This is a genomic window from Methylobacterium sp. J-076 (genome assembly GCF_022829405.1).
In the GTDB taxonomy this organism is placed as follows: Bacteria; Pseudomonadota; Alphaproteobacteria; order Rhizobiales; family Beijerinckiaceae; genus Methylobacterium.
Genome location: NZ_JAKSXW010000146.1, coordinates 118,709 through 141,647, shown reverse-complemented (window position 1 = coordinate 141,647; position 22,939 = coordinate 118,709). Strand labels below are relative to the sequence as shown.

The following is a 22,939-nucleotide window of genomic DNA, read 5'->3' as shown; positions in this document are numbered from 1 at the left end:
CCGATGACGACCACCCGCCTCCGCTGCGCGCTCGCCCTGGCCGCCACGGTGCTCGGAACCGGGCCCTCGGCGGCGGAGGACGGGGCGACGGACCTCGGGCGGCTGCTGTGGGGGCACGGCGGGGTGGAACGCCGGGTGGATGTCCATGGCAGGGCCGTCTCGGCCGGGGACCTGACGGATCGGCTCGCCGTCGTCTCCTTCCTGAGCGCGGGCTGCACGATCCTCTGCGTCACCCGCACCATGGACCTCGACAGGCTCGCCCGCGACCTGCCCGCGGGTTTGCGAAGCCGCGTCGTCTTCCTCGCCATCGACACGGATCCGGCCGCCGACGACGTGGCGCGGCTGCGGACCTTCGCCGACGACCTCCTCGGCCCGACGGCGCGCCTGCGCGTCCTCCCCTCCGACGCCGAGGGGACGAAGGTGGTCCTCGAGACGCTGCGTTACCCGAGCGCCTCCCTTCCCGAGCCTCCGCCGACGATCCTGCTGTTCGACCGCCGGGGCCGGATCGCCATGACCTACGGCGGCGACCCCCTCGACGCCCCGCGCCTGGAACGCGACATCGCCGCCCTCGACAGCTTCAGCGACGGGCTCGACCGCCCCGCGCCCCCGCGCCCCTGACCCGCACCGTCCCCGGCCCCGCCTACCCGCCGAGGAGCGCCGCGCGGATCGCACCGCAGGCCCGGTGGTCGATGGCGGGGGCGGGGGCGGGGGCCGCCACGCCCGGCTGCCAGACCAGGAAGTCGGTGCCGGTGCGGCTCCCGCCCAGGGCATAGATGCCGGTCCGGCCCGCCCGCGCCGTTCCCTGCACCAGGGTCACCGACATCCGGAAATACTGGCGCGGGGAGGGGACGCCCTTGCCCGACGCCGGGAGGGACGGCACCGCCGCGGGATTGAGCCGCCGCGTGAGGGCAGCGAGGTTGAACGTCCCGCCCTCGTTGTAGACGGTGAGCGCCGGCTGGAGCTTCGCCGCGAGCTGCGGGGTCATGGACGGCAGGCGCCCGATCTCATCGACGCTGAGGAACGGGCCGTTGCGCGGGCCGTAGGCGAGGCCGCGCGCCCGGTACTGCGCCAGCTCCGCCCCGCCGCCGGGCTCCGGCACGTCGTCGGCATCGCGGTAGTCGGCGATCTCGGCGGAGAGGGCGAGGGCGTCCCGGTCCTGGATGCCGAGCGTCCGGAACGCCTCCTCCATCGCCGGCCGCGGCGTCCGGTTGAGGTCGATCAACCGCCCCTGGTCCTCCAGCGAGACGACCGCCGTCCGCCCCGCGCCGAGGGGGCAGGCGACGCTCGTCCCGTCCTCGGGCAGGCCGAGGCCGACGAGGCGGTAGGTTCGGCCCACGGCGAGATCGTAGGCGAGGAGCCGGGCGACCCCGTCGGCCATCCCCTGCAGGTGGGCGAGGTCGGCCCGCGTCCGGGCGAGGGCGGCATGCGCCTGCGTCTGCAGGATCCCCGTGGCGAGGACGGCGCTGACGGCGGCCAGCACCATCACCACCGAGACGAGGACGAAGCCGTCCTCGTGGGGCGACTCCGCGCTCACGGCTGGCCGCCCGTGGCGATCAGCAGGGGAGGCCAGCGGCGCCGGTCCGCCGGGCCGAAGGCGATCCGCACCTCCACGAGGTCGGGCTGCCGGTCCGTGCGGCCCCACTGGGCGACCCATGCGGGCGGGAGCCCCTTGGCCGGCGCCCCGAAATACTGGAACGCCACGCCGGCGATCCGCCCCAGCAGCACCTCGGACCGCGCGGTCCGCGCCGTGCCCTGCAGGGTTTCGAGGGGGATCTGCCGCTCCACCAAGTCGAAGGCGCCGCCGCCGCGCGGGACGCCCGCGAGGGAGGCGACGAGCTCGGCCGGGCGTTCGAGCACCCGGTCGGGGGCGATGGCGGCCGAGAGGCCGTCCGGCCCGCCCTGCAGCACCGGGAGGGAGCCGTCCATGTGGCGGCTGGCGAGGGTGCCGAGGGTGCGGCGCAGGTGGTCGCGCACCGCCTGCACCTCGCCCGCCCCCTCCGCCACGGCGACGGCGGCGGCGGTGCGGCCGGCGACCCGCACGGTCTCGACCATCAGCACGCCGATCAGCGCCGCCAGCGCCAGGGAGACGAGGACCTCCACCAGGGCGAAGCCGGCTTGCGCCCCATCCCCGGCCGAGCCCGCCCGCCCGTGTTCCTGCCTCACTTCAGGCATCGGGCTTGCCGGGGAGAAGGGTGGTGTAGACCGCAGGCCCCTCCGGCCCGCCGCGGGTGAGGACCAGCCGCCAGACCGGCGGCCCCCGGTGCGCGGGCAGCACCGCGCGGACGTCGCTCACCGTCAGCGTCCAGGGGCGCCCGTCCGCGAAGCGGCCCTCGGCGAGCCCGGCGGACAGGGGGCCGGAGGCGACCCTGCGCAGGCAGATGCCCTCGGCCTCGTCCGCCTCGGTGTCGAGGCGCGCCGACCGGCGCAGGCTACCCATCGTCTCCCCCGCGATCTGCAGGGCGAGGAGCATGCCGATGGCGGCGATGGCGAAGGAGACGAGCACCTCCACGACCGTGAAGCCGTCCTCGCCGCCGGAATCGCGCCCGGGACCCGGGCCGCTCTCGGACCCGCTCTGGTGGACTTTCATGGCGCCGCCTCCCGCCGCGCCCGCCCGATCAGCGCGCCCACGGTGAGGACGGCGCCGTCCCGCGCCGAGCCGATGACGATGCGTCCGCCGCTCGATCCCCCGTCGGGCAGGAAGCGGATCTCCCCCGGCGTCGCGGAGGGCGTCTCCTCCACCTGGACGAGGATCGGCAGGGGCGCGGTGGCGATGGGGGCCGCCCCCGGGCGGGAGCTGAAGAAGCGGCCGGTCGCGGCCTCGAAGACGAGCTGCGTCGGCTGGCCGGAGCGGATCGCCTGGGCGCGCAGCAGGCCAATTTCGGCGCCGAGCGCCGTGGAGAGGCGGGCGGCGCGGCGCCCGCCCGCCGAGCCCGCCCCCGCGAACTGGAACGCCACCGAGGCGGCGATGCCCACGATCACCAGGGTCACGAGCATCTCCACGAGCGTGAAGCCCGCGTCCCCGCCCGCTCCCTGGCCGCTTCGCCCCGCCGACACGTCCGCGCCATTCCCCTCGGGCCACGGGGCCGTCCCGGCCCATCGCCGCGAGACAAGAGGATCGTGGTGAAGATTCGGTTTCGGGACGCCCGGCCCCGGCGGCGGGTCGAGGCTTCTGCTCCCGGGCCGGCCCCCCGCGAACGATCGCTGCTTCCCGGCCGCACCAATATGGCAGGACATTCTCGCGCCCGACGACCACATTCGGAGCATCGATTTCACGGTCTTCGCACCGCCAATACGGAGACGATTAATGATCATCGTACACAACACCGTTCTCAAGCCGATGTGTGGTCCGTCGTGTTGCCGCTCGCAGCTGACGAGCGATCCCCGACATCAGAGACTGAGAGCACACGACCATGCTGGCCTACGAGTTTGACCGTCATCCGCCTTCGTCCCCGGCCGCCCTGCGCGCGGCGCGTCCCGACATCGCCGAGATCGTCGGCGCCCTGTTGAGCACGAGCGTCCGCTCCCATCCCCCCCACGAATCGGCCGCCCTGGCGCATGCCCTGGATGGCGGGCTGGAGCCGGACGAGGTGGCCCTCATCCTCGCCGGCCGGGGCGTCGCGGAGGCCTTCCCGGTGCGATGGGGCGAGAGCCCCGAGAGCTACGCCACCCGTACCGTGTCCGAGATGTTCGTCGCCTACCTGCAGTAGTGCCGCCCGCGCCCCGGCGCCGGCTCGGGTGAAGGACGGGCCGGATTGTCGGGGCTGCGGCCGGTCAAGGTGGCCCGGCCCATGCTACGCTTGCCCGTCTTCCCCATCGGAGCGTGCATCGTGCTGAATAGACGACGTTTCATGGCCGTGTCAGGCGCGGCGCTGGCCTCGCCCGCCCTCGCGCAGGGTTCGAACGCCCGGGTCCTCAAGTTCATCCCGCAGGCCGACCTCACGGTGCTCGATCCCGTCTGGACGACGGCCTACGTCACCCGGAACCACGGGTTGGCGGTGTTCGACACGCTCTACGGCCTGGATGCGACGTTCGCCGCGCAGCCGCAGATGGTGGCGGGCCACACAGTGGAGAACGACGGCAAGCAGTGGAAGCTCACCCTGCGGCCCGGCCTCAAGTTCCACGACGGCACGCCCGTCCTGGCCAAGGATTGCGTCGCCAGCATCGCGCGCTGGGGCAAGCGCGACGCCATGGGCCAGACGCTCATGAGCTATACGGACGAGTTGTCCGCCCCCGACGACACCACCATCCAGTTCCGGTTGAAAAGGCGGTTCGGGCTGCTGCCGGATGCCCTGGGCAAGGTCGGCTCCTCGATCTGCGCGATCATGCCGGAGCGGCTGGCCAAGACCGACGCCTTCACCCAGGTGACGGAGATGGTCGGAAGCGGCCCGTTCCGCTTCAAGGCGGACGAGCGGATCGTCGGCGCCCGGGTCGTCTACGAGAAGTTCGCGGGCTACGTGCCCCGCGAGGGCGGCGAGCCGCAATGGACCTCCGGCCCCAAGCGCGCCTTCGTCGACCGGGTGGAGTGGACCGTGCTCCCCGATCAGGCCACCGCCGCCTCGGCCATGCAGACCGGCGAGATGGACTGGTGGGAGCAGCCCCCGGCCGATCTCGTGCCGACCCTGTCCGGCCTCTCGACGCAGATCAAGGATCCGACCGGGCTCATCGGCACCCTGCGGATGAACCAGCTTCTCCCGCCCTTCGACAACCCCGCGATCCGGCAGGTGCTGCTGAAGGTCGTGCAGCAGACGGATTTCATGCAGGCGGTGACCGGGGATGACCCCAAGCTGATGCACACGCCGGTCGGCTTCTTCTGCCCCCAGTTGCCGATGGCGAACGATGCGGGGCTCGGCGCCCTGACCGGCACGCGGGACTTCGCGGCCGCGAAGAAGGCCCTCGCCGCCGCGGGCTACAACGGTGAGAAGGTGGTGCTGATGGGCGCCTCCGACTTCCCGACCCTCAAGGCACTGGCCGACGTCGCCGCCGACATGCTGACGCGGGCGGGCTTCAACGTGGATTATCAGGTGATGGACTGGGGCACCGTCGTGCAGCGGCGGGCCAAGAAGGATCCGATCGCGCAGGGCGGCTGGAACGCGTTCTGCACCTTCTGGGCGGGGCTGGATCAGGCGAGCCCGGCCGTCAGCGGCTTCCTGCGGGGCAACGGCCAGAACGCGGCCATCGGCTGGCCGACGAGCGAGCGCATCGAGGCCCTGCGCACCCAGTGGCTCGATGCGCCGGGCGTCGCGGAGCAGAAGGCCATCGCCGCCGAGATCCAGAAGCAGGCCTTCGCGGACCTGCCCTACCTGCCGCTCGGCCAGTACTTCGTGCAGACCTCGTTCCAGCCGACCCTCACGGGCGTGCTCGAAGGCGTGCCGGTGTTCTGGAACGTCAAGAAGACCTGAGGGGGCGGCGGCGCCGGTTCGCCCGCCGTCGCGGGCGGGGCGACGCGATCCGGCGGCGGCGCGCTTCCCCGTGACGCGCCGTCCCGGATCGTTTCGCCGGCCCCCTTCGGCGATGGAGACTGCCCAAGGGGCGCAATCCTCCCTAAGTGAGCATCGACCCGGGAGGAGCGCGCGATGCAGACGATCGATCACGGCAGCCATGGCGAGATCCGCGAGGCGGTGCGGGCGCTCTGCGCCGACTTCCCCGCGGAGTACCACCGCCGGATCGACGAGAAGCGCGGCTATCCGGAAGAGTTCGTGGACGCCCTGACCAAGGCGGGCTGGATGGCGGCGCTCATCCCGGAGTCCTATGGTGGCTCCGGCCTCGGCCTGACGGAGGCCTCCGTCATCATGGAGGAGATCAACCGCTCGGGGGGCAATTCCGGCGCCTGCCACGGGCAGATGTACAACATGAACACCCTGGTGCGGCACGGCTCCGAGGCGCAGCGCAAGGCCTACCTGCCGCGGATCGCGGCCGGCGAGTTGCGCCTGCAATCCATGGGCGTCACCGAGCCGACCGCGGGCACGGACACCACGAAGATCAAGACCACGGCGGTGCGCAAGGGCGACCGCTACGTCATCAACGGCCAGAAGGTCTGGATCTCACGGGTCCAGCATTCCGACCTGATGATCCTCCTCGCCCGGACCACGCCCCTCGATCAGGTGAAGAAGAAATCCGAGGGCATGTCCATCTTCATCGTGGACCTGCACGAGGCGGTGAAGAAGGGCATGACCGTCCGCCCGATCCTCAACATGGTGAACCACGAGACCAACGAGCTGTTCTTCGACGACCTGGAGATCCCCGCCGAGAACCTGATCGGCGAGGAAGGGCAGGGGTTCAAGTACATCCTGACCGGGCTGAACGCCGAGCGCGCCCTGATCGCCGCCGAGTGCATCGGCGACGGCTACTGGTTCATCGACCGCGTGACCGCCTACACCAAGGAGCGCACGGTGTTCGGCCGCCCCATCGGCCAGAACCAAGGCGTGCAGTTCCCCATCGCCGAGAGCTTCATCGAGATCGAGGCGGCCAACCTCATGCGGTACGAGGCGTGCCGCCTCTACGATGCGGGGGAGCCCTGCGGCGCCCAGGCCAACATGGCGAAGTACCTGGCGGCCAAGGCATCCTGGGAGGCGGCCAACGCCTGCATCCAGTTCCACGGCGGCTTCGGCTTCGCCGCCGAATACGACGTCGAGCGCAAGTTCCGCGAGACGCGCCTGTATCAGGTGGCGCCGATCTCCACGAACCTGATCCTCTCCTACGTGGCCGAGCACATCCTCGGCCTGCCGCGCTCGTTCTGATCCGGCGCCACCGCCGTCACGGGTGAAGCCACGTCATCCAGGGCAGCCCGGCGCTGCCCTGGATCGATTCGCTATGCCCGCGGGGATGCGGGCGGGTGTTGAGGGTCCGAACGGGCTCCGTCTCAGAGCTGATCGCCCCTTCGGGCCGGTCGCCGGCTTCACCGGACTGCGGAGACAGGCTTCCGAGCCACGGCAGCCGCTCTCACCAACGGCCGAATCACAGTACTTCTTACTGATACCGTGCAAATCACAGGAAATTTGTATTCCCCGTTGAACGAGGTTTTCGAATAGTCTAGGAATCGGCATCAGATTACTGAATGAAGCAGTGATGCTTCGTGCGCCCGAGGGGATGGTTTTGATCAGGCACGCCGCCACGATCGATGAGGGGCATGAACTGGTCGCGGACCTGTGCATCGTCGGCGCGGGCGCAGCCGGCATCACCCTCGCCCTGCAATTCGCCGGCACGGGCCTGCGGGTCCTGCTCCTCGAAGGCGGGGAGGCGGAGAAGCTGCCGGCGGCGCAATCGCTCTATGCCGGCACGGTGGACACGCCCGACCTGCACAGTCCGCCCGACCGCTACCGGGAGCGCCGCTTCGGCGGCACGACCACCGTGTGGAGCGGACGCTGCCTGCCCTACGACCCGATCGACTTCGACCGGCGGCCCTGGATCGCCGACAGCGGCTGGCCGATCTCCTACGAGGACGTGGCGCGGCACTACCCCGCCGCCATGGAGCTGTGCGAGGCGGGCGAGTTCGTCTTCTCCGGCGCCGCCGTCAAGCCCGGTGGGATGCGTCCGCTGATCCGCTCCTTCACCTCGCGCCATTTCGACACCGACCCCGTGGAGCGGTTCTCCTGCCCCACGAACTTCGGGGCGCGCTACCGCCACCGCCTCGAAGCCAGCCGCAACGTGGACGTGATCCTCGGGGCGAACGTCACCGAACTGCTGACGGAGGGGGACGGGGCGCGGGTGAAGAGCCTCGTGGTGCGGGGCCTCGACGGCCGGCGGTTCACCGTCGCCGCGCAACAGGTCGTCCTGGCCACCGGCGGCCTGGAGATCCCGCGGCTCCTGCTCGCCTCGCGGGACAGGCACGCCGCCGGGCTGGGGAACCAGTCGGGCCTCGTCGGGCGGTTCTACATGTGCCACATCGCCGGGACGATCGGCGACCTGCGGCTCGATGTGGACGCGGGCGACGTGAATGCCGGCTACGAGCAGGCCGACGACGGGACCTATTGCCGGCGCCGCCTCGCCCTGACGCCGGAGGCGCAGGCCGAGCACGGGCTCGCCAACGCGCTGATGCGGCTGCACTTCCCGGCGATTCCGGACCCGAGCCACGGCAGCGGGCCGCTCTCGGCGCTCTACCTCGCCAAGCCCTTCGTCGGGCACGAGCACGGCAAGCGCCTCCAGAACCGCGGCGGGGAGGGGATGTGGCTGCGCCACGCCCTCAACGTGGCGCGCGACCCGCTGGCGACCTCGGCGTTCCTGTGGCGCTGGCTGCGCTACCGGACGCTCGCCGCCCGCAAGTTCCCGTCGGTGATCGTGCCGACCCGGGACAACCGCTTCAGCCTGGACTTCCACGGCGAGCAGGTCCCCAACCGCGACAGCCGCGTCACCCTCGGCGGCGAGACCGACGCGTTCGGCATGCCGCGCCTCGCCATCGCGTGGCGCCACTCGCCGACGGACATTCGCACGGCGGAAGTCGCCCTCGACCTGTTCGCGGGGGATCTCCGGCGCTGGGGCCGGGGCCGCCTCACCTACGATCGGGATGCGGTCGCCCACCACATGCTCCGTGACGGCGCCTATGGCGGCCACCACATCGGCACCACGCGGATGAGCGCGAACCCGACGGGCGGCGTCGTGGACCCGCAGGGCCGGGTGCATGGGGTGGCGAACCTCCACATCGCCGGGGCGTCGGTCTTCCCGACGTCGAGCCAGGCGAACCCGACCCTGACGGTGGTCGCCATGGCGCTCGGCCTCGCCGAGACCCTGAAGCGGACTTTCGCCGCGCGGCCACACCTCGACACCGCAGGCCTCGGCCAGCGGGACGCGGCCTGAGCCGCCCGGGCCTTCGCCGCCAGGGCCGCCCGCCTTCCGCCCGCCTTACGCCCGCGTGCGCAGCCACGCCGCGGCGGCGGCCAGGGCCGTCTCCGGAGGGGTGCGGCGGAACCCCAGCTCCGCGCTCGCCCGGCGGTGATCGAGGACGATCTCCTGGGCGAAGGTCCGCGCCAGGGAGGGCGGCACGCAGGCCGGCAGACGGATCGCCGGGCCGAGGCGCGAAGCGGCCCGCTGCGCCACGGTGACGGCCGGGGCGATGAGCTTGGTCTCGATCTTCAGCCACCGGGGCGAGATCCGCGTCACCGGCACGGCGCCGATCGCCCGGCCGAGGCCGAGGAGGTAGGCGTTCCAGCTCTGCGGCTCCGGGTCCGAGACGTTGTAGGCCTCGCCCGCCGCCCGCTCGCGCCGCAGGCCCGCGACGATCGCCGCGATCAGGTCGTCCACGTAGGTCAGGTTGCAGGTTCCGTCGCCGGCCGCCCCGAGATCCCCGAGCCGGTGCTGCCGGAGCAGGCGCCCCATCCGCTCGGTCCATTGCGGGCTGCCCGCCCCGTGCACGCATCCCGGCCGCAGGATCACCGCCTCGACAGTCCCCGCAGCCGCGGCCGCCGCCACGATGCGCTCGCCCTCGACCTTCGCCCGAGCGTAGGCGCCGAGCGAGGGGTCCATGGGCCGCGTCTCATCGACGGTGCCGGTGGCCGGGCCGTAGACCGCCATGCTGCTGAGATGGACGAGGCGCCTGACGCCCGCCGCCGGGGCGGCGTCGCAGAGATGGCGCGTGGCGCCGACCATCGCATCCTCGCCCCCGGCGATGCAGTTCACCGCCATGGCGACCCCTTGGAGGGCCTGCGCCAGGGCCGCCGGGTCGGTGGCGTCGGCTTGCCGGGTCTCGACGCCGGGCGCGGCCCCCGGCGAGGGCCGCCGGGCGAGGGCGATGGGCCGGAAATCCGGCTCGGCGGCGAGGGCGGCGACGAGGCGGCGGCCGACGAAGCCGGAGGCGCCGAGGACGAGAACGGGGGTCAACGCGGGGTCTCCGGGGCCGTGGGGCGCTCGCGCGGGGCGGCCGGTGGTGCGAGGGGCTGCCGGCCGTTGAGCCGGCGGATGGCGTTGCGCAGCCAAACGATCCGCTTGGCGCGGCGGCGCAGGCCGCGCCGGGCCGCCTCAGCCGAGAGGGTGGCCCAGCCCCGCGCGGAGGCGGCGGCCTCGTAGGCGAAGAGGGGCAGGTCGGTATCGACCCAATCCTGCTTGTAGGGCTCGTCGCCGACGGTGAAATCGAAGGTGGTCAGGCCCTGCTCGCAGGTCCAGCGCAGCATGGCGTCGAGCATCAGCCGGCCGGTGGCGAAGGCGCGCCACTCCCCGGCCTCCCAGCCGAGCATCAGGTAGTAGAACCGGCCGCGGTGCACGAGGCCGAGATGGGCCGCGATGGGCACGTCATCGATGCGCATCAGGTCGCCGTGGACGCGGCCCTCCGGCAGGGTCGCCAGGGCGATCCGGTCGTAGAAGGCGCGGAAGGCGGGGTCGGCGAAGGCGTCCGGGTTTCCGGTCTCCAGCCAGCGCCGCGACTTCATCGACCGCAGGGCGCTCAGGACCGGCTCCATCGCGTCCGGCGTCTCGGCCACGGTGAAGGCGACGGTGCCCCGGTCCCGCAGCTTGCGCCAGCTGCGCCGCTGGCGGGCGTTGAAGCTGGTCTTGAACGAGGCGCAGACCGTCTCGTAGCTCCCGGTGAGCGAGAGCCCCTGGGCCTGCCCCGCGGGCCGGGCTCCGGGCAGCCGGGCGAAGGGGTTCGGGACCGGGCCGGCGACGCCCGCCGGAGGATCGAGGGTCGCCGGCATGCGGGTGAGGTGCAGGACGTCGTGCGGCGGCAGCGCCGCGCGGATCGCGTGCCACAGCCCCTCCATGGCGGGGCCGGCCAACCGTGCCGCGAAGGCGGGGTCCGCCAGCGGCGCGTTGTAGTCGGTCACCCGCCCGCCCAGGAAGGCGACGGTGCGGACGAGGCCGCGTTTGGAGAGGGCGAGCGGCACGAGCATGCGCGCCACCCCGTCCTCGGCCACCACGAGGAGCAGGGGCTCCTCGCCCGCGGCCCGGCCGATCGTCTCCGCGTAACAGCCGAGCCAGGCCTGCGTCTGGAACGCGTAGCCGGCCATGGCCGTGGGGTTCAGCCCGGCGAAGGCCGCGGCGGCGTCGCGGTGCAGGGTGACGGTGAGGGCGCCGGTCATCGATGCCCCCGCGGCATGGTCCACCAGAACAGCTTGCCCGCGACCTGGGCGACCTTCAGCCGGCGTCGCGCCAGGATCGCGGGGTCGCGGGCGACGAGGCGCTGGAGCGTCACGAGCCCGAGCTGCGCCAGGGCCCGGAGGGTGACGGAGAGGGCGGTGACGGCGGGCCGCTTCGCCTGCCGGACGGCGATCACCGCCCATTGCTGGCCCCCGCGCCAGTTGCGCCGGAGCATGTAGGCGAAGCTCGCCCGATCCGCCGGCACGACCTCGTGGACGACGGCCTCGGCGCACCAGACCATCCGGCGCCCCCGGCGGGAGAGGCGCACGAACAGGTCGTAATCCTCGCCGCCCGACCGGCCGAGGGCCGGGTCGAACGGTGCGTCCTCGGCGAGGCAGGTCGCCCGGCGCAGGAGCGAATTGCCGGTGCCGATCCAGCGCCCGCTGGCCGCGGAATCGTGCCTGATCCCCATCGCCGTGCCGGTCGGCGCGGCGAGGAGGCGCTGGTGCGGACGCCCGATCGGATCCCAGGCCGGCGGCCCGTCCACGAAGTCGGGGACGACCGCGCCGAACACCACGTCGGCCCCCGTGGCGCGCGCCGTCTCGACCAGGGCGGCGAGCCAGCCCGGCTCGCACCATTCGTCGTCGTCGAGGAAGACGACGAGGTCGCCCGCCGTCCCCGCGACTCCGCGATTGCGCGCGTGGCTGATGTTGGGCACCGGATGGGCGAGGTAGCGCACCACCATGCCGGGCTCCCGCGCGATGGCCTCCACCGTCTCCCGGGCGCTGCCGCCGGGGGCGTTGTCCACGATGGCGATCTCGGCCTCGACGCCGGGGGGCAGGTCCTGCACCCGGGCCGTGCGGATGGCGCGGGCCAGCATCTCCGGCCGCTCGTAGGTGCAGATCACGACGCTGACGGTCGTCCGACCCGGCGCGCTCATGCGGATGCCCTCCCTCGGATCTCGCCGGACACCGCGGCCACCGTCGCCAGCCGCAGGCCCGCGGCGAGGGCGGCGGCGACGCTCGCCTCGAACAGGGACGGCGAGCAGCCCCAGGGCGAGGGCGAGGGGGCGACATCGTGGGTGTAGAAGATCAGCCAGCCGCCGCGCCGGGCGACGTCGGCGACCAGGGCCTCGACGCCCGCTCGGGTCATCGCGCGGTCGTAGAGGGCGGTGGCGGGCAGCATGGCGAGGTCGAAGGTGCCGCGAGCGATGCCCGCCTCGGTGCCCCGGCAGGCCGGGATGCGGGCGCTGGCGGCCCGCTTCGCGCCGAGGGTCACCTGCCCGTAGGGATAGGCGAAGGAGGCCGGGCGCAGGCCCGGCACGAGGCGGGCGAGGGAGTCCTGGTTGGCGGCGAGGTCGGAACCGTACCGCGCGGCCGAGACGGCCCGGGCGTCGAGATGGCCGAAGGTGTGGTCGCCGATCTCGTGCCCGGCCTCGTGCAGCGCCACGACCCGCTCGGGCCCGGCGATCACGCCGACCGGGCTCTGTGCGCCCAGGAGACCGCAGGAGACGTACCACGTCGCCGGGGCGTTCGCCCGCCGCAGGACCGGCAGGGCGTTGGCGAAGGCGGATTCGGGAAAGTCGTCGAAGGTGAAGGAGACGGTGGGCGGAAAGCCCTCCGGCAACCGGGCGGGCCGGCGCCCCAGCCGCCGGGCCAGCGCCCGCCCGGTCACACGCCCCACCCGCGCCCCGGCCCTGGCCAGGGCACCCTCCGGCCCGCGCACGTCCATCACCGCACCCTCCGGTCGGGCGCCGCGCGCAGGGCGTCGGCGATGGCCCCGCGCAGGGGCTTCGGGCAGTAGGCGTCGTCGTAGGGGTTCGGCCGGGCCGGCAGGCCGTCGCGCCGCCGGAACTGGTCGTTGCCGTCCACCCAGTTGTCGGCGTCGCTCACGCCCCAGGTGACGAGGGCCGTCACGGCGGGCTCCGCGAGCGCGACGGCGAGGTAGTCCCGGGCGGCCTGGGCGGCGGCGGCGTCGCGCTGCGGGACCGGGGCCGGCAGGTCGCGGTCCACCACGTCGAACTCGGTGATGAAGATGGTGAGCCCGAGGCTCGCCACGTCGCGCAGGAAGGCGGCGAAGATCTCCGGCTTCAGCACGCCGGGCCGGCCGGGGGCGAGGTGCCCCTGGATGCCGAGCGCCCGGACCGGGACATTCCGGCGGACGAGGCGGTTCAGGAGTTCGAGCATCGCGGCCCGGCGGCTCGCATGCCAGGGCGTGTCGAGTTCGAGGTCGTACTCGTTGAGGGTGAGGATCGCCGACGCGTCGGCCTCGGCGGCGAGGGCGAAGGCCCGGTCGATGTAGCCCTCGCCCAGGGCCTCGAAGAACGGGGTGCGGCGCAGGCCCTGCGGCCTGTCGGGGCCGGGCTCGATGGCCTCGTTCACCACGTCCCAGGAATGGAGCAGCCCCGCATAGCGGGCGCAGACGGTGCGGATATGCGTCCGGACGAGGGCCGCCATGGCGGCGGGCGAGCGGGTCTGTGCCACCTCGGCGGGCAGCGCCTCGTGCCAGAGCAGGGCGTGGCCCCGCGCCTTCAGGCCGGCCTGCCGCGCCTCGTCGAGGATCCGGTCGGCGGGGGCGAAGTCGAACCGGCCGGGCTGCGGCTCGACCTGGGCCCATTTCAGCTCGATGCCGGGGACGAGCATCCCGGATTCGGCGAGCGCCACCGCCCTCAGGCGCGGCAGCTGCTGCAACGCCGAGGCGGTCAGGCCCATGCCGAACAGGATGCCCCGCTGCGACGCCAGGGTCGCGAGGCTCGGGCGCACCGGGGCGGCGGGGCAGGCGCCCGCCGCCGGAGCGGGCCGGGGCGCCAGCGTCGCGGCGACGGCGCCCGCCAGAACGGCCCGCCGGTCAACGGGTGCCATGCACGGCCCCGCCGATGGACGGCCCGCCCCGCCGCCGGACGGCCCGAAGGCGCATGTGCTCCGCCGCGCGCCCCCGGCCCATCGCGAGGGCGAGGTGCTGATAGGAGCGCACGAAGGCGAGGTAGCCGGGCACGTCGTAGCGCTTCACGCCGCCGCGCCACGCCTGGAGATAGCCGAGCAGCATCGCCACGGCGCCGACGACGCGCGGGCGCTTGTTGAGCCGGTACACCGTCGCCGCCAGCATGAAGAGGGGCGGCGTCCCCATCACCCAGGCGCCCAGGCCATGGCGCTTGCGCCCGTGCCACAGGCTGATGTGGCTGGAGCCCATGGGCCGCAGGTGGATGAACTGCAGATCGGGGTCGGGGAAGCTCGTCGCCCGCAGGCCGTGCATCCGACAGAGATGGCAGTCGATCCCGTCCCAGCCGATGGAGATCGGGAAGCCGCCGATCGTCCGCCACGCCGAGACCCGGTAGAACTTCGTCATCCCCACCGCGAACTCGTCGGCGATGTGCTCGCTCACGAGCTGGCCCGTGCCGCCCTCGCGGAAATACGGCTTGCCGCTGCAGGTCGCCAGGACCGGGTCGGCATCCATGTGCCGGATCAGCCCCTCGAAGTAGCCGTCCGGCAGGTCGAGATCCATGTCGAGCTTGCAGAGGAACTCGAACTCCGAGAGGTCCACCGAGGCCAGCCCCTCGTTGAACGCCTCGATCACCCCCGGCCCGACCTTGCGGACCCCGCGGTCCACCCGCGTGATGACCTCGAGGTAGGGCATGCGCCCCCGGTAGCTCTCCAGGATCGCCTGCGTCTCGTCGGTGGAGCCGTCATCGACGAAGACCAGCTTGGCGGGGGGAATCGTCTGCCGCAGCAGGCTGTCGAGGGTGGTCCTCAGGGTTCCCGCCTCGTCGCGGCTCGGGGCGATGACGACGTAGCGTCGTTCGCCGCCGCGGGGACCGACCGGCCCCCCCGTGTCCATCTGCGCCATGATGCCGGACCTCTCCCATCCGTGACGGAGACGGATGGACAAAGCCGAGCCCGGCACCCTTTGTCCACCGCCGTCTGTAGAAAGCAGCGGTATTTTAACACAAAAATCGCGCCGGTCTCTCAGTAATGACCGCAAGCCACAACAACGATTGCGTATACCATCGCCATTCGGACCCGGACCCTTGACGCGGCGGAGGCTGATCCTCTCTATTCGGAGCCAGCTTCCTGATGGTCTGGTGGCCGATTTGCCACGAAAGCTTTATGGTTAAAGATCATCGAATGGAAATGCGGGATCATGGGGATTGATGAGACCCGCCCGAACGTCCCTCTCGCGGAACCGCCGATCTTGTCCGAAGCCGTCCGGATGCAGTCCGTCATGCCATCAGCCGCCATCGCGAGACCGGCGAGCCGGACGCCGTTCCGTCCGATCGGCCTGTGGCAGCTGACGATCGTCGGGGTCGCGATCCTGGTGCTGCTCGGGGCGAATTTCGGCACCAACAGCGACATGGAGGACATCGCCACCAAGTCGAGCATGCTCAACACGCCGATCCAGGCGGCCGTCCTCGGGACGCTGGTCTGGCTCGCGGTGCATTACCGGGGGCTGCAGACCCGGGCGCTGCCCGCCCTGGTGCCGTTCCTCGTCCTGCTGGCGCTGGCGGCGGGCTCCAGCCTGTGGTCGCAGGCGCCCGATGCCAGCCTGCGCCGCTCCCTCTCGCTGATGAGCCTGCTGGCCCTGGCGGTCTACGCCCAGACCGTGCTCGGGACGGTGGCCTTCTGCCGGGTGCACGTCCTCGTCACCTGGATCGCCGCCGGAGCCAGCCTCGCGGCGGCCGTGGTCGTCCCGCACTCGGCCTTCGACCTCGGCGAGTATGCCACCGCGATCCGGGGGATCTTCACCCAGAAGAACACGCTCGGCGACGCCATGGTCGTGGGCACCCTGGCGCTGATGTACGTCGTCCTGAAGCGCCGCCGGGTCGTCGGCTCCGACATCGCGACCCTGGTCATGGCCGCCGCCGTCATCCGTCTGGCGCAGTCGACCACGGCGCTGCTGCTGTTCCTGATGATCGTCACCAGCACGGTCTACGCCCTGCTGTGGATGCGCGGCACGGCCGCCTCGATCTACGGGATCATCCTCCTCACGGTGCTGATCCTCTCCCTGGCCCTCGTGATGACCATGGACCCGAAGGCGGTCTACGGGGCGCTCGGCAAGAACGAGACCCTGACCGGGCGCGTCCAGATCTGGCGCGCCGTGGTGCAGGCGGGCCAGGGCTGGCCGCTCCTCGGCTACGGCTATTCGGCCTTCTGGCTGCCGGACACGCACATGGTCGGCGACATCTGGTACGAGATCGGCTGGAAATCGCCGAGCGCCCATAGCGGGTACCTCGACACCATCATGCAGATCGGCGTCCTCGGCCTCGGGATCCTCGGCTGGATCGCGGCCCTCACGGTGGTCCGCGCGGTCAAGGCCATCGGCCGGGACCGGCTGGCGGAGGGCTGGTGGGCCCTCACGATCCTGGCGACCATCCTCTTCTACAATTACGACGAATCGTCCCTGCCGCAGCCGGACATCCACCTGTTCCAGTGGGCGCTGGCCTTCCTCGCCTGCGCGTGCCCGCCGATGCTGCACACGGTGCCGATCCGCCTCGGCTTCCGGGCGGGGGACAGGCCGGGCGGCCAATTCGGACGGGGGCCGGCCCGATGAGCGTCGTGGAGACAGGCACCGCCGAACCCGTCGCGTTCGACGGGCTGTTCGGCTGGTACAGCCCCGGCCGCTCGGGCCGGGCGGTGGTCCTCTGCGCCGCCCTGGGCTTCGAGAACGTCGCCACCTATCGCGGCTGGCGGGACCTCGCGCTGAAGCTGAACGCCGCCGGGCTCTCGACCCTGCGCTTCGACTATCCCGGCGAGGGCGATTCGGCCGACGCGGCCGCGGGCCGGCTCAACGGGCTCGTCGAGGCGATCCGGCGCGCGGTGCGGTTCCTGCGCGAGCGGGACGGTGCGGCGGAGGTCTACCTCGTCGGCCTCAGGTTCGGCGGGACGCTCGCGGCGCTCGCCGGGGAGGGCGAGGCCGAGGGGCTGGTGCTGCTCGCGCCGTTTTCCTCCGGCCGCTCCTACCTGCGGGCCATGACCCTGTGGTCGCAGACGGGGGATACCCTGCCCGACGGCACGCCCATCCCCCAGGATCCGGCGGCCCCGGTGATCGGCGGCCACCGCCTGCCGCCGGACCTCGTCGCGGATCTCGGCCGCATGAACCTCGCGAAGACCGCGGCGGCGGGCCCGCCGCCGGGCCGGCTCCTGCTCCTCGGAGCCGACGCCGCCGGCCTCGCCGACCGGTACGAGGCGCGGGGCAGCGCCGTGGCGAGGGGGGAGTTTCCGGGGCTCAGCCAGTTCCTCGCCAACCCCTACGGCGCCGAGATCCCGGTCCGCGCCTTCGCCACGATCGTCGCGTTCTGCGCGGAGGACGCCCCGGCCCGCCGGGCGGCGCCGCGCCCGCGCGACCGGAATGCGGCCATCGTCGGCGGGACGTGGCGGGAGACGACGGTGCGCCTCCCCCATGCCACCGGGATCGCCTGCACCCCGCTGCGCCCCGATCCCGGAGCGCCGACGGTGGTCTTCATCAATTCCGGCGTGAACATCCGCTCGGGCTACGGGCGGCAGACGACCGACATGGCCCGCGCGCTCAGCGCCTCCGGCATCGCCTCGTTCCGCTGGGACCTGCGGGGCGTCGGCGAGAGCGAGGACCGGCCGGACGGGCGCTATCCGCTCTACGTCCACGACACGGTCGAAGAGGTCCGCGCCGTCCTCGACGCCGTCGATGCGCGAAACGGGGTGATCGCCCTCGGCACGTGCAGCGGCGCCTACCTCGCCTTCCACGCGGCCTGCGCCGACGCGCGGATCCGGGGGGCGATCCTCGTCAACCTCTACAAGTTCGACTGGGACGAGGCGGATGACCTGGATGCGATCATGCGGCGGCAGTTCCGCAGCCCGGCGAGCTACGCCTCGCTCTTGAAACGGAAGGCGGCCTGGGGCCGGCTGCTCCGGGGCGAGATCCGCATCGCGGCCATCGCCCGCCACCTCCTCGGCGCGGGCCTCGCCCGGGCGGCTTCGGCCCTGAAGCCCCTGGTGCAATCGCCCTCCGCCCGCGCCCGCACCGTGGCCGGGCGCATCGCGGCCCTGCGCCGGGGCGGGCGGAGCCTCGTGATGGTCTACAGCGCCGGAGACGTCGGCATCCCGGACGCCTACGCCCGTCTCGGCCGCTCCCCGGCCAAGATCGTCCGCCGGCTCGGCCGCCCCCTGACGATCCTCGACGGCACCGACCACAACCTCAGCACCGACGGGGCCCAGGACCGGCTCAGGGGCATCGTCCTCGATCTGGTGCGCGAGACGAAGGCCGCGGCGGGGGGCGCCCAGGGCTGACCCGCCGGCCCGGACGGCGGCAGGGGGCCGAAGCACCCGCGCCGGACCGGAAACGGGTGGAACCCGCGCCGTTTCCCTGGCAGGGCGTTTCCATGCATGCACCGAACACCATCCGGCGCCCGCTCTCGGCCCTGCGGCGCCAACTGACCAGCGAGGCCGGGGGCGGCCTCGTCCTGATGGCGAGCGCCGCCCTCGCCCTGGCCGTGGCGAATTCGCGATTGGCGGACCTCTACTTCGCCGCCCTCCAGGCCCATCTCGGCCCGCTCAGCGTGCTCCACTGGATCAACGACGCCCTGATGGCGGTGTTCTTCCTGCTCGTCGGGCTGGAGATCAAGCGCGAGATGCTGGACGGGCGCCTGCGGACATGGCCCGACCGGATCCTGCCCGGCGTGGCGGCGCTGGGGGGCATGACGGTGCCCGCGCTGGTCTACACCGCGGTGAACTGGTCCTCGCCCGGGACCCTGCGGGGATGGGCGATCCCGGCGGCCACCGACATCGCCTTCGCCCTCGGGGTGCTGGCGCTCCTCGGCTCCCGGGTGCCCGTCTCCCTGAAGGTGTTCCTGACGGCGCTGGCGATCCTCGACGACCTCGGCGCCGTGGTCATCATCGCCGCCTTCTACACCGCCGACCTCTCCCTGCCGATGCTGGTCGGGGCGGCGGCGACCCTCGCGGTGCTCTGCGGGCTGAACAGGGCCGGGGTGGTCCGCCTCTGGCCCTACCTGCTGCTCGGCGTGGTGCTGTGGCTGTTCGTGCTGAAATCGGGTGTGCACGCCACCATCGCGGGGGTGCTTCTCGCCCTCACCATCCCCCTGCGCCCCAGCGCCGGCCGGCCGGACGACCCCACCTCGCCCCTGCACAGGCTGGAACACGCCATCCACCCGTATACCGCCCTGGCTGTGCTGCCGATCTTCGGGTTCGCCAATGCCGGCGTCTCGCTCGCCGGGTTCGAGCCGCGGATGCTGCTCGCTCCCGTCCCCCTCGGCGTGGCGCTCGGCCTGTTCCTCGGCAAGCAGATCGGCGTGTTCGGCTCCGTCCTGGCCTGCGTGACATGCGGGCTCGCCCCGCGCCCGGCCCATGCCGGCTGGGGGCAGATCTACGGGGTGTCGCTCCTGTGCGGCGTCGGCTTCACCATGAGCCTGTTCATCGGCCTCCTCGCCTTCGCGGCGACGCCCACCCTGGAAGCCGAGACGAAGATCGGCGTCCTCGCGGGCTCCGTCGCCTGCATCCTGGCGGGGGCGATCGTGCTGCTGGTCGCCCCGGCGCGGGACAGGACGCGCTGACGCGTCCGTCCGGTCAGGCCAGCGACATCCGCAGCGGCGGCTCGACCTCCGGGGGGAGGGGGGAGACGTAGCCGGCGGCGCCCCGGCGGCGGAGGAGATCCGCCCTGGCGGCCTCGCGCAGCCCCGCATCGGTGAGGGCCAGGGTGCCGGTGGCGGCCATCGCCTTGGCGACCTGGACCATCGCCTTGTGCGCGGCCGGCGTCCGCCCCTGCGCCACCACCTGCCACGTGTGGAACGGCGTGCCCACCGCCACGGTGGGGGCGTGGGCCTGCACCGTCGGCACCACCCAGCTCACGTCGCCCACGTCGGTGGAGCCCACCGCCGGGTGGCGCGGGGCGTCGAGGGGCACGAGGAAATCGGCGAGCGGCGCGTCCGTGCGCGGCATGCCGATGGCGTGGAAGACGGCGTCGATGTCCCCGTCGCTGAGCGTCGCCCGGATCGCCCGGGCGAAGTCCCGATCCGCCTCGTCGAAATGCGGCGGACCGAGTTCCTCCATCACGTCGTGGAGCGCCTCCTCCAGCGGCCCGTTGCCCACGAGGTTCGAGACCGCGCTGACGATCCTCACCGCGACGCTCGTCTCGGTCATCAGCGCGGCGCCCTGCGCGACCTTCCTCACCCGCTCCACCAGGGCCAGCATGCCCGGCAGGTCGCGGGCGCGGATGGAGTAGCGCACCGTCGCGCTGGCCTGGACGACGTTGGGGGCGATGCCGCCCGCATCGAGGTAGGCGTAGTGGACCCGCGCATCCGAGGGCATGTGCTCGCGCATGTAGTTCACGCCGACGCTCATCAGCTCCACCGCGTCGAGGGCCGAGCGCCCGAGATGCGGACCGGCCGCCGCGTGGGCGGTGCGCCCGGTGAAGGTGAAGTCGGCCCGGGTGTTGGCGAGGGCCACCGGGGGCGCCACCTCCCAGAAGCTCGCCGGGTGCCAGGAGATGGCGATGTCGGCATCGGAGAAGGCGCCCGCCCGCACCATGAACGCCTTGGCGGCGCCCCCCTCCTCGGCGGGGCAGCCGTAGTAGCGCACCCGGCCGGGCGTGCCGGTCTCGGCGAGCCAGTCCTTCACGGCGGTGGCGGCGAGCAGGGCCGCCGACCCCAGCAGGTTGTGGCCGCAGCCATGCCCCGGGCCGCCGGCCTCGACGGGCCGATGTTCGGCGATGCCGGCCTCCTGCGACAGGCCGGGCAGGGCATCGTATTCGCCGAGGAAGGCGATGACCGGGCCGCCTTCGCCCGCCTCGCCCATCACCGCCGTGGGGATGCCGGCCACCCCCTCGCTCACCCGGAAGCCCTGGTGGCGCAGCTCGGCGACGTGCTCGGCGCAGGAGCGCGCCTCGGTGTAGCAGACCTCGGGCATGCCCCAGACACGCTCCGAAAGGGCGATCATCCGCGCCTTCTGCCCATCGACATGGCGCCACACGGCGTTGCGGTTGTCCATCGCGTCCTCTCCGGGATTGCCGCCGCCTCGATGCAGGGCCGGGGCCAAGCAGATGCGTCACCCGGTCGGGCAAAATACACGCTCAGATCGAAGCGTCACTGGCGCAGCCCTTGCCAAGGGCTTCGTCGGGATGCTGCTGTGCGCATGGCGCCGACATTTAGGGACAGGGCGATCTTCATGGACGAGCGGGATCTGCGCGGCCTCATCGGACAGGTGAAGTCCGGCCACCTCTCCCGGCGCGGCTTCGTGCAGCGGATGGTGGCTCTGGGCCTCACCGCTCCCCTGGCCGGGCTGATGCTCGCCGGGAACGGGGTGGCGATGGCCTCCGATCTGCGGGCCGGCTACAGGCCGACCAAGGCCGGCGGCGGCGGCGCCCTGAAGCTGCTGTGGTGGCAGGCGCCGACGCTCCTCAACCCGCACTTCGCCATCGGCACCAAGGACCAGGAGGCGTGCCGGATCTTCTACGAGCCCCTGGCCGCCTGGGACGCGGACGGCAACCTCGCGCCGGTGCTCGCGGCCGAGATCCCCTCCAAGGAGAACGGCGGCCTCGCGGCGGACGGGCGCTCGGTGGTGTGGCGGATCAAGCCCGGCGTGACGTGGCACGACGGCAAGCCGCTGACCGCCGACGACCTCGTCTTCACCTGGGAATACGCCCGCGACCCCGCCACCGCGGCAGTGACGACCGGCAGCTACAAGGATTGCAAGGTCGAGAAGGTCGATGACCTGACCGTGCGGGTCCTGTTCGACAAGCCGACGCCGTACTGGAGCGATGCCTTCGTCGGCAACGTCGGCACGGTGATCCCGAAGCACATCTTCGCCCCCTATGCCGGCGCCAAATCCCGCGAGGCGCCGCAGAACCTCGCCCCGGTGGGGACCGGGCCGTACAGGTTCCTGGAGTTCCGCCCCGGCGACATCGTCCGCGCCGAGCGTAACCCGGCCTATCACCTGCCGAACCGGCCCGCCTTCGACACCCTGGAGATGAAGGGCGGCGGCGATGCGGTCTCGGCGGCCCGGGCCGTGCTCCAGACCGGCGAATACGACTACGCCTGGAACCTGCTGGTCGAGGACGAGGTGCTGAAACGCCTGGAGACCGGCGGCAAGGGCCGGGTGGACGTGGTCTACGGCGGCAAGCTCGAATTCCTGCTGCTCAACACCACCGATCCGAACGTCGAGGTCGATGGGGAGAAGTCCTCCCTCAAGACGAAGCACCCCGCCTTCTCCGATCCGAAGATCTGCCAGGCGCTGAACCTGCTGATCGACCGCAAGTCGATCGAGGACTACATCTACGGCCGCACCGGCCGGGCCACCGCCAACTCGGTGAACGGGCCGGAGCGCTTCGTCTCGAAGAACACCCGCTTCGCCTTCGACCCCGCCAAGGCCAACGCCCTGCTGGACGAGGCGGGCTGGAAGAAGGGCGCGGACGGCATCCGCGCCAAGGACGGCAAGCGCCTGAAGCTGCTGTTCCAGACCTCGATCAACGCCCCGCGCCAGAAGACCCAGGCGATCATCAAGCAGGCCGCCGCCAAGGCCGGTATCGAGGTGGAGCTGAAATCGATCACCGGCTCGGTGTTCTTCTCCTCGGACCCGGCCAACCCGGACACCTTCCCGCACTTCTACGCGGACATGGAGATGTACGCCTTCAGCATGTCCCAGGCCGACCCGGCGACCTGGATGCTGCAATACGTCTCCCGGGAGGCCGCCACGAAGGACAACAAGTGGCAGGGCCGCAACGTCGCCCGTTGGCGCAACCCGGATTACGACGCGCTCTACACTGCGGCCCAAACGGAGCTCGACCCGGTGAAGCGCGCCGCCCTGATGATCAAGGCCAACGACCTCGTGGTGTCGGAGAACATCCTGCCGCTGATCCACCGGGCCGAGGTCTCGGGGGTCTCCGCCGGGCTCGTGGCGCCCCGCAGCGGCTGGGACAACGACCTCTCCTTCCTGCCCGAATGGAGCCGGGACGCCTGAGC

At 72.4% G+C, this 22,939-nt stretch carries 20 protein-coding genes; 9 read left to right on the top strand and 11 right to left on the bottom strand.

Annotated elements, in window-relative coordinates; genetic code table 11:
* Positions 1–3: 3 nt before the first annotated feature.
* The gene (locus MKK53_RS21705; protein WP_243930838.1) at positions 4–618 is read left to right on the top strand and encodes an SCO family protein; all 615 of its coding nucleotides are present in this window, start codon (positions 4–6) and stop codon (positions 616–618) included.
* A gap of 22 nt (positions 619–640) precedes the next feature.
* Here MKK53_RS21705 and MKK53_RS21700 read toward each other — a convergent pair whose 3' ends face one another.
* From MKK53_RS21700 to MKK53_RS21685, 4 genes are read right to left on the bottom strand one after another with little or no spacing between them, the layout of a single operon-like run.
* Positions 641–1,534: a general secretion pathway protein GspK gene (locus tag MKK53_RS21700; RefSeq protein ID WP_243930837.1), complete on the bottom strand. Its 894-nt coding sequence runs from the start codon at positions 1,532–1,534 to the stop codon at positions 641–643.
* Positions 1,531–2,163, bottom strand: coding sequence for a general secretion pathway protein GspJ (locus tag MKK53_RS21695; RefSeq protein WP_243930836.1), 633 nt, complete (start codon positions 2,161–2,163; stop codon positions 1,531–1,533). Before MKK53_RS21695 ends, MKK53_RS21700 begins: the two co-directional genes overlap by 4 nt.
* A gap of 1 nt (position 2,164) precedes the next feature.
* Positions 2,165–2,587, bottom strand: a complete 423-nt coding sequence (locus MKK53_RS21690) for a Tfp pilus assembly protein FimT/FimU (RefSeq protein ID WP_243930835.1) — start codon at positions 2,585–2,587, stop codon at positions 2,165–2,167.
* Complete coding sequence (locus tag MKK53_RS21685) at positions 2,584–3,054, bottom strand: Tfp pilus assembly protein FimT/FimU (protein WP_243930834.1); 471 nt, start codon at positions 3,052–3,054, stop codon at positions 2,584–2,586. Before MKK53_RS21685 ends, MKK53_RS21690 begins: the two co-directional genes overlap by 4 nt.
* Positions 3,055–3,410: 356 nt before the next feature.
* Here MKK53_RS21685 and MKK53_RS21680 point away from each other — a divergent pair, with 356 nt between their 5' ends.
* From MKK53_RS21680 to MKK53_RS25485, 4 genes are all read left to right on the top strand, one after another.
* Positions 3,411–3,707, top strand: coding sequence for a hypothetical protein (locus MKK53_RS21680; RefSeq protein WP_243930833.1), 297 nt, complete (start codon positions 3,411–3,413; stop codon positions 3,705–3,707).
* Between the two features lie 141 nt (positions 3,708–3,848).
* Positions 3,849–5,399, top strand: a complete 1,551-nt coding sequence (locus MKK53_RS21675; protein WP_243930832.1) for an ABC transporter substrate-binding protein — start codon at positions 3,849–3,851, stop codon at positions 5,397–5,399.
* Positions 5,400–5,573: 174 nt separating this feature from the next.
* The gene (locus MKK53_RS21670) at positions 5,574–6,737 is read left to right on the top strand and encodes an acyl-CoA dehydrogenase family protein (protein WP_243930831.1); all 1,164 of its coding nucleotides are present in this window, start codon (positions 5,574–5,576) and stop codon (positions 6,735–6,737) included.
* A 349-nt stretch (positions 6,738–7,086) separates the two neighbouring features.
* Positions 7,087–8,790 carry a GMC family oxidoreductase gene (locus MKK53_RS25485; RefSeq protein WP_279599181.1) on the top strand — a complete coding sequence of 568 codons (1,704 nt, stop codon included), beginning with the start codon at positions 7,087–7,089 and terminating at the stop codon, positions 8,788–8,790.
* 45 nt (positions 8,791–8,835) lie between these two features.
* Here the strand turns inward: MKK53_RS25485 and MKK53_RS21655 are convergent, their stop codons facing one another.
* The 6 genes from MKK53_RS21655 to MKK53_RS21630 are packed head-to-tail and all read right to left on the bottom strand — an operon-like array spanning position 8,836 to position 14,844.
* Positions 8,836–9,810 (bottom strand): NAD-dependent epimerase/dehydratase family protein, encoded by a 975-nt coding sequence (locus MKK53_RS21655; protein ID WP_243930830.1) that lies wholly within the window; start codon positions 9,808–9,810, stop codon positions 8,836–8,838.
* Positions 9,807–11,003 (bottom strand): GNAT family N-acetyltransferase, encoded by a 1,197-nt coding sequence (locus MKK53_RS21650; protein ID WP_243930829.1) that lies wholly within the window; start codon positions 11,001–11,003, stop codon positions 9,807–9,809. Before MKK53_RS21650 ends, MKK53_RS21655 begins: the two co-directional genes overlap by 4 nt.
* Entirely contained in the window at positions 11,000–11,941 is a 942-nt protein-coding gene (locus tag MKK53_RS21645; RefSeq protein ID WP_243930828.1) for a glycosyltransferase family 2 protein, read from the bottom strand. Before MKK53_RS21645 ends, MKK53_RS21650 begins: the two co-directional genes overlap by 4 nt.
* Complete coding sequence (locus MKK53_RS21640) at positions 11,938–12,732, bottom strand: polysaccharide deacetylase family protein (RefSeq protein ID WP_243930862.1); 795 nt, start codon at positions 12,730–12,732, stop codon at positions 11,938–11,940. The genes MKK53_RS21645 and MKK53_RS21640 overlap by 4 nt, the downstream gene beginning before the upstream one ends.
* Positions 12,732–13,862: an endo-1,4-beta-xylanase gene (locus MKK53_RS21635; RefSeq protein WP_243930827.1), complete on the bottom strand. Its 1,131-nt coding sequence runs from the start codon at positions 13,860–13,862 to the stop codon at positions 12,732–12,734. The genes MKK53_RS21640 and MKK53_RS21635 overlap by 1 nt, the downstream gene beginning before the upstream one ends.
* The gene (locus tag MKK53_RS21630; RefSeq protein WP_243930826.1) at positions 13,849–14,844 is read right to left on the bottom strand and encodes a glycosyltransferase; all 996 of its coding nucleotides are present in this window, start codon (positions 14,842–14,844) and stop codon (positions 13,849–13,851) included. The genes MKK53_RS21635 and MKK53_RS21630 overlap by 14 nt, the downstream gene beginning before the upstream one ends.
* Before the next feature lie 375 nt (positions 14,845–15,219).
* Between MKK53_RS21630 and MKK53_RS21625 the strand changes: the two genes are divergently transcribed.
* The 3 genes from MKK53_RS21625 (at position 15,220) to nhaA (ending at position 19,537) form a co-directional block, all read left to right on the top strand.
* Complete coding sequence (locus tag MKK53_RS21625) at positions 15,220–16,545, top strand: O-antigen ligase family protein (RefSeq protein ID WP_243930825.1); 1,326 nt, start codon at positions 15,220–15,222, stop codon at positions 16,543–16,545.
* Positions 16,542–18,257, top strand: coding sequence for an alpha/beta fold hydrolase (locus tag MKK53_RS21620; protein WP_409564391.1), 1,716 nt, complete (start codon positions 16,542–16,544; stop codon positions 18,255–18,257). Before MKK53_RS21625 ends, MKK53_RS21620 begins: the two co-directional genes overlap by 4 nt.
* 92 nt (positions 18,258–18,349) lie before the next feature.
* Positions 18,350–19,537 (top strand): Na+/H+ antiporter NhaA, encoded by a 1,188-nt coding sequence (nhaA, locus tag MKK53_RS21615; RefSeq protein WP_243930823.1) that lies wholly within the window; start codon positions 18,350–18,352, stop codon positions 19,535–19,537.
* Positions 19,538–19,550: 13 nt separating this feature from the next.
* On the opposite strand, the gene MKK53_RS21610 is transcribed toward nhaA, so the two are convergent.
* A complete protein-coding gene (locus MKK53_RS21610) occupies positions 19,551–20,969 on the bottom strand; it encodes a M20 family metallopeptidase (protein ID WP_243930822.1) in 1,419 nt (472 codons plus the stop codon).
* 177 nt (positions 20,970–21,146) lie between these two features.
* On the opposite strand from MKK53_RS21610, the gene MKK53_RS21605 reads away from it, so the two are divergent.
* Positions 21,147–22,937 (top strand): peptide ABC transporter substrate-binding protein, encoded by a 1,791-nt coding sequence (locus MKK53_RS21605; protein WP_243930861.1) that lies wholly within the window; start codon positions 21,147–21,149, stop codon positions 22,935–22,937.
* Positions 22,938–22,939 lie beyond the last annotated feature (2 nt).

Bases quoted from the DNA above. Each gene is read 5' to 3' on its own strand.
- MKK53_RS21675 (WP_243930832.1), top strand. From the start codon at position 3,849: ATGGCCGTGTCAGGCGCGGCGCTGGCCTCGCCCGCCCTCGCGCAGGGT.
- MKK53_RS25485 (WP_279599181.1), top strand. From the start codon at position 7,087: ATGGTTTTGATCAGGCACGCCGCCACGATCGATGAGGGGCATGAACTG.
- MKK53_RS21705 (WP_243930838.1), top strand. From the start codon at position 4: ATGACGACCACCCGCCTCCGCTGCGCGCTCGCCCTGGCCGCCACGGTG.
- nhaA (WP_243930823.1), top strand. From the start codon at position 18,350: ATGCATGCACCGAACACCATCCGGCGCCCGCTCTCGGCCCTGCGGCGC.
- MKK53_RS21630 (WP_243930826.1), bottom strand. From the start codon at position 14,844: ATGGCGCAGATGGACACGGGGGGGCCGGTCGGTCCCCGCGGCGGCGAA.
- MKK53_RS21650 (WP_243930829.1), bottom strand. From the start codon at position 11,003: ATGACCGGCGCCCTCACCGTCACCCTGCACCGCGACGCCGCCGCGGCC.
- MKK53_RS21645 (WP_243930828.1), bottom strand. From the start codon at position 11,941: ATGAGCGCGCCGGGTCGGACGACCGTCAGCGTCGTGATCTGCACCTAC.
- MKK53_RS21625 (WP_243930825.1), top strand. From the start codon at position 15,220: ATGCCATCAGCCGCCATCGCGAGACCGGCGAGCCGGACGCCGTTCCGT.
- MKK53_RS21605 (WP_243930861.1), top strand. From the start codon at position 21,147: ATGGACGAGCGGGATCTGCGCGGCCTCATCGGACAGGTGAAGTCCGGC.
- MKK53_RS21610 (WP_243930822.1), bottom strand. From the start codon at position 20,969: ATGGACAACCGCAACGCCGTGTGGCGCCATGTCGATGGGCAGAAGGCG.
- MKK53_RS21640 (WP_243930862.1), bottom strand. From the start codon at position 12,732: ATGGACGTGCGCGGGCCGGAGGGTGCCCTGGCCAGGGCCGGGGCGCGG.
- MKK53_RS21690 (WP_243930835.1), bottom strand. From the start codon at position 2,587: ATGAAAGTCCACCAGAGCGGGTCCGAGAGCGGCCCGGGTCCCGGGCGC.
- MKK53_RS21635 (WP_243930827.1), bottom strand. From the start codon at position 13,862: ATGGCACCCGTTGACCGGCGGGCCGTTCTGGCGGGCGCCGTCGCCGCG.
- MKK53_RS21620 (WP_409564391.1), top strand. From the start codon at position 16,542: ATGAGCGTCGTGGAGACAGGCACCGCCGAACCCGTCGCGTTCGACGGG.
- MKK53_RS21670 (WP_243930831.1), top strand. From the start codon at position 5,574: ATGCAGACGATCGATCACGGCAGCCATGGCGAGATCCGCGAGGCGGTG.
- MKK53_RS21680 (WP_243930833.1), top strand. From the start codon at position 3,411: ATGCTGGCCTACGAGTTTGACCGTCATCCGCCTTCGTCCCCGGCCGCC.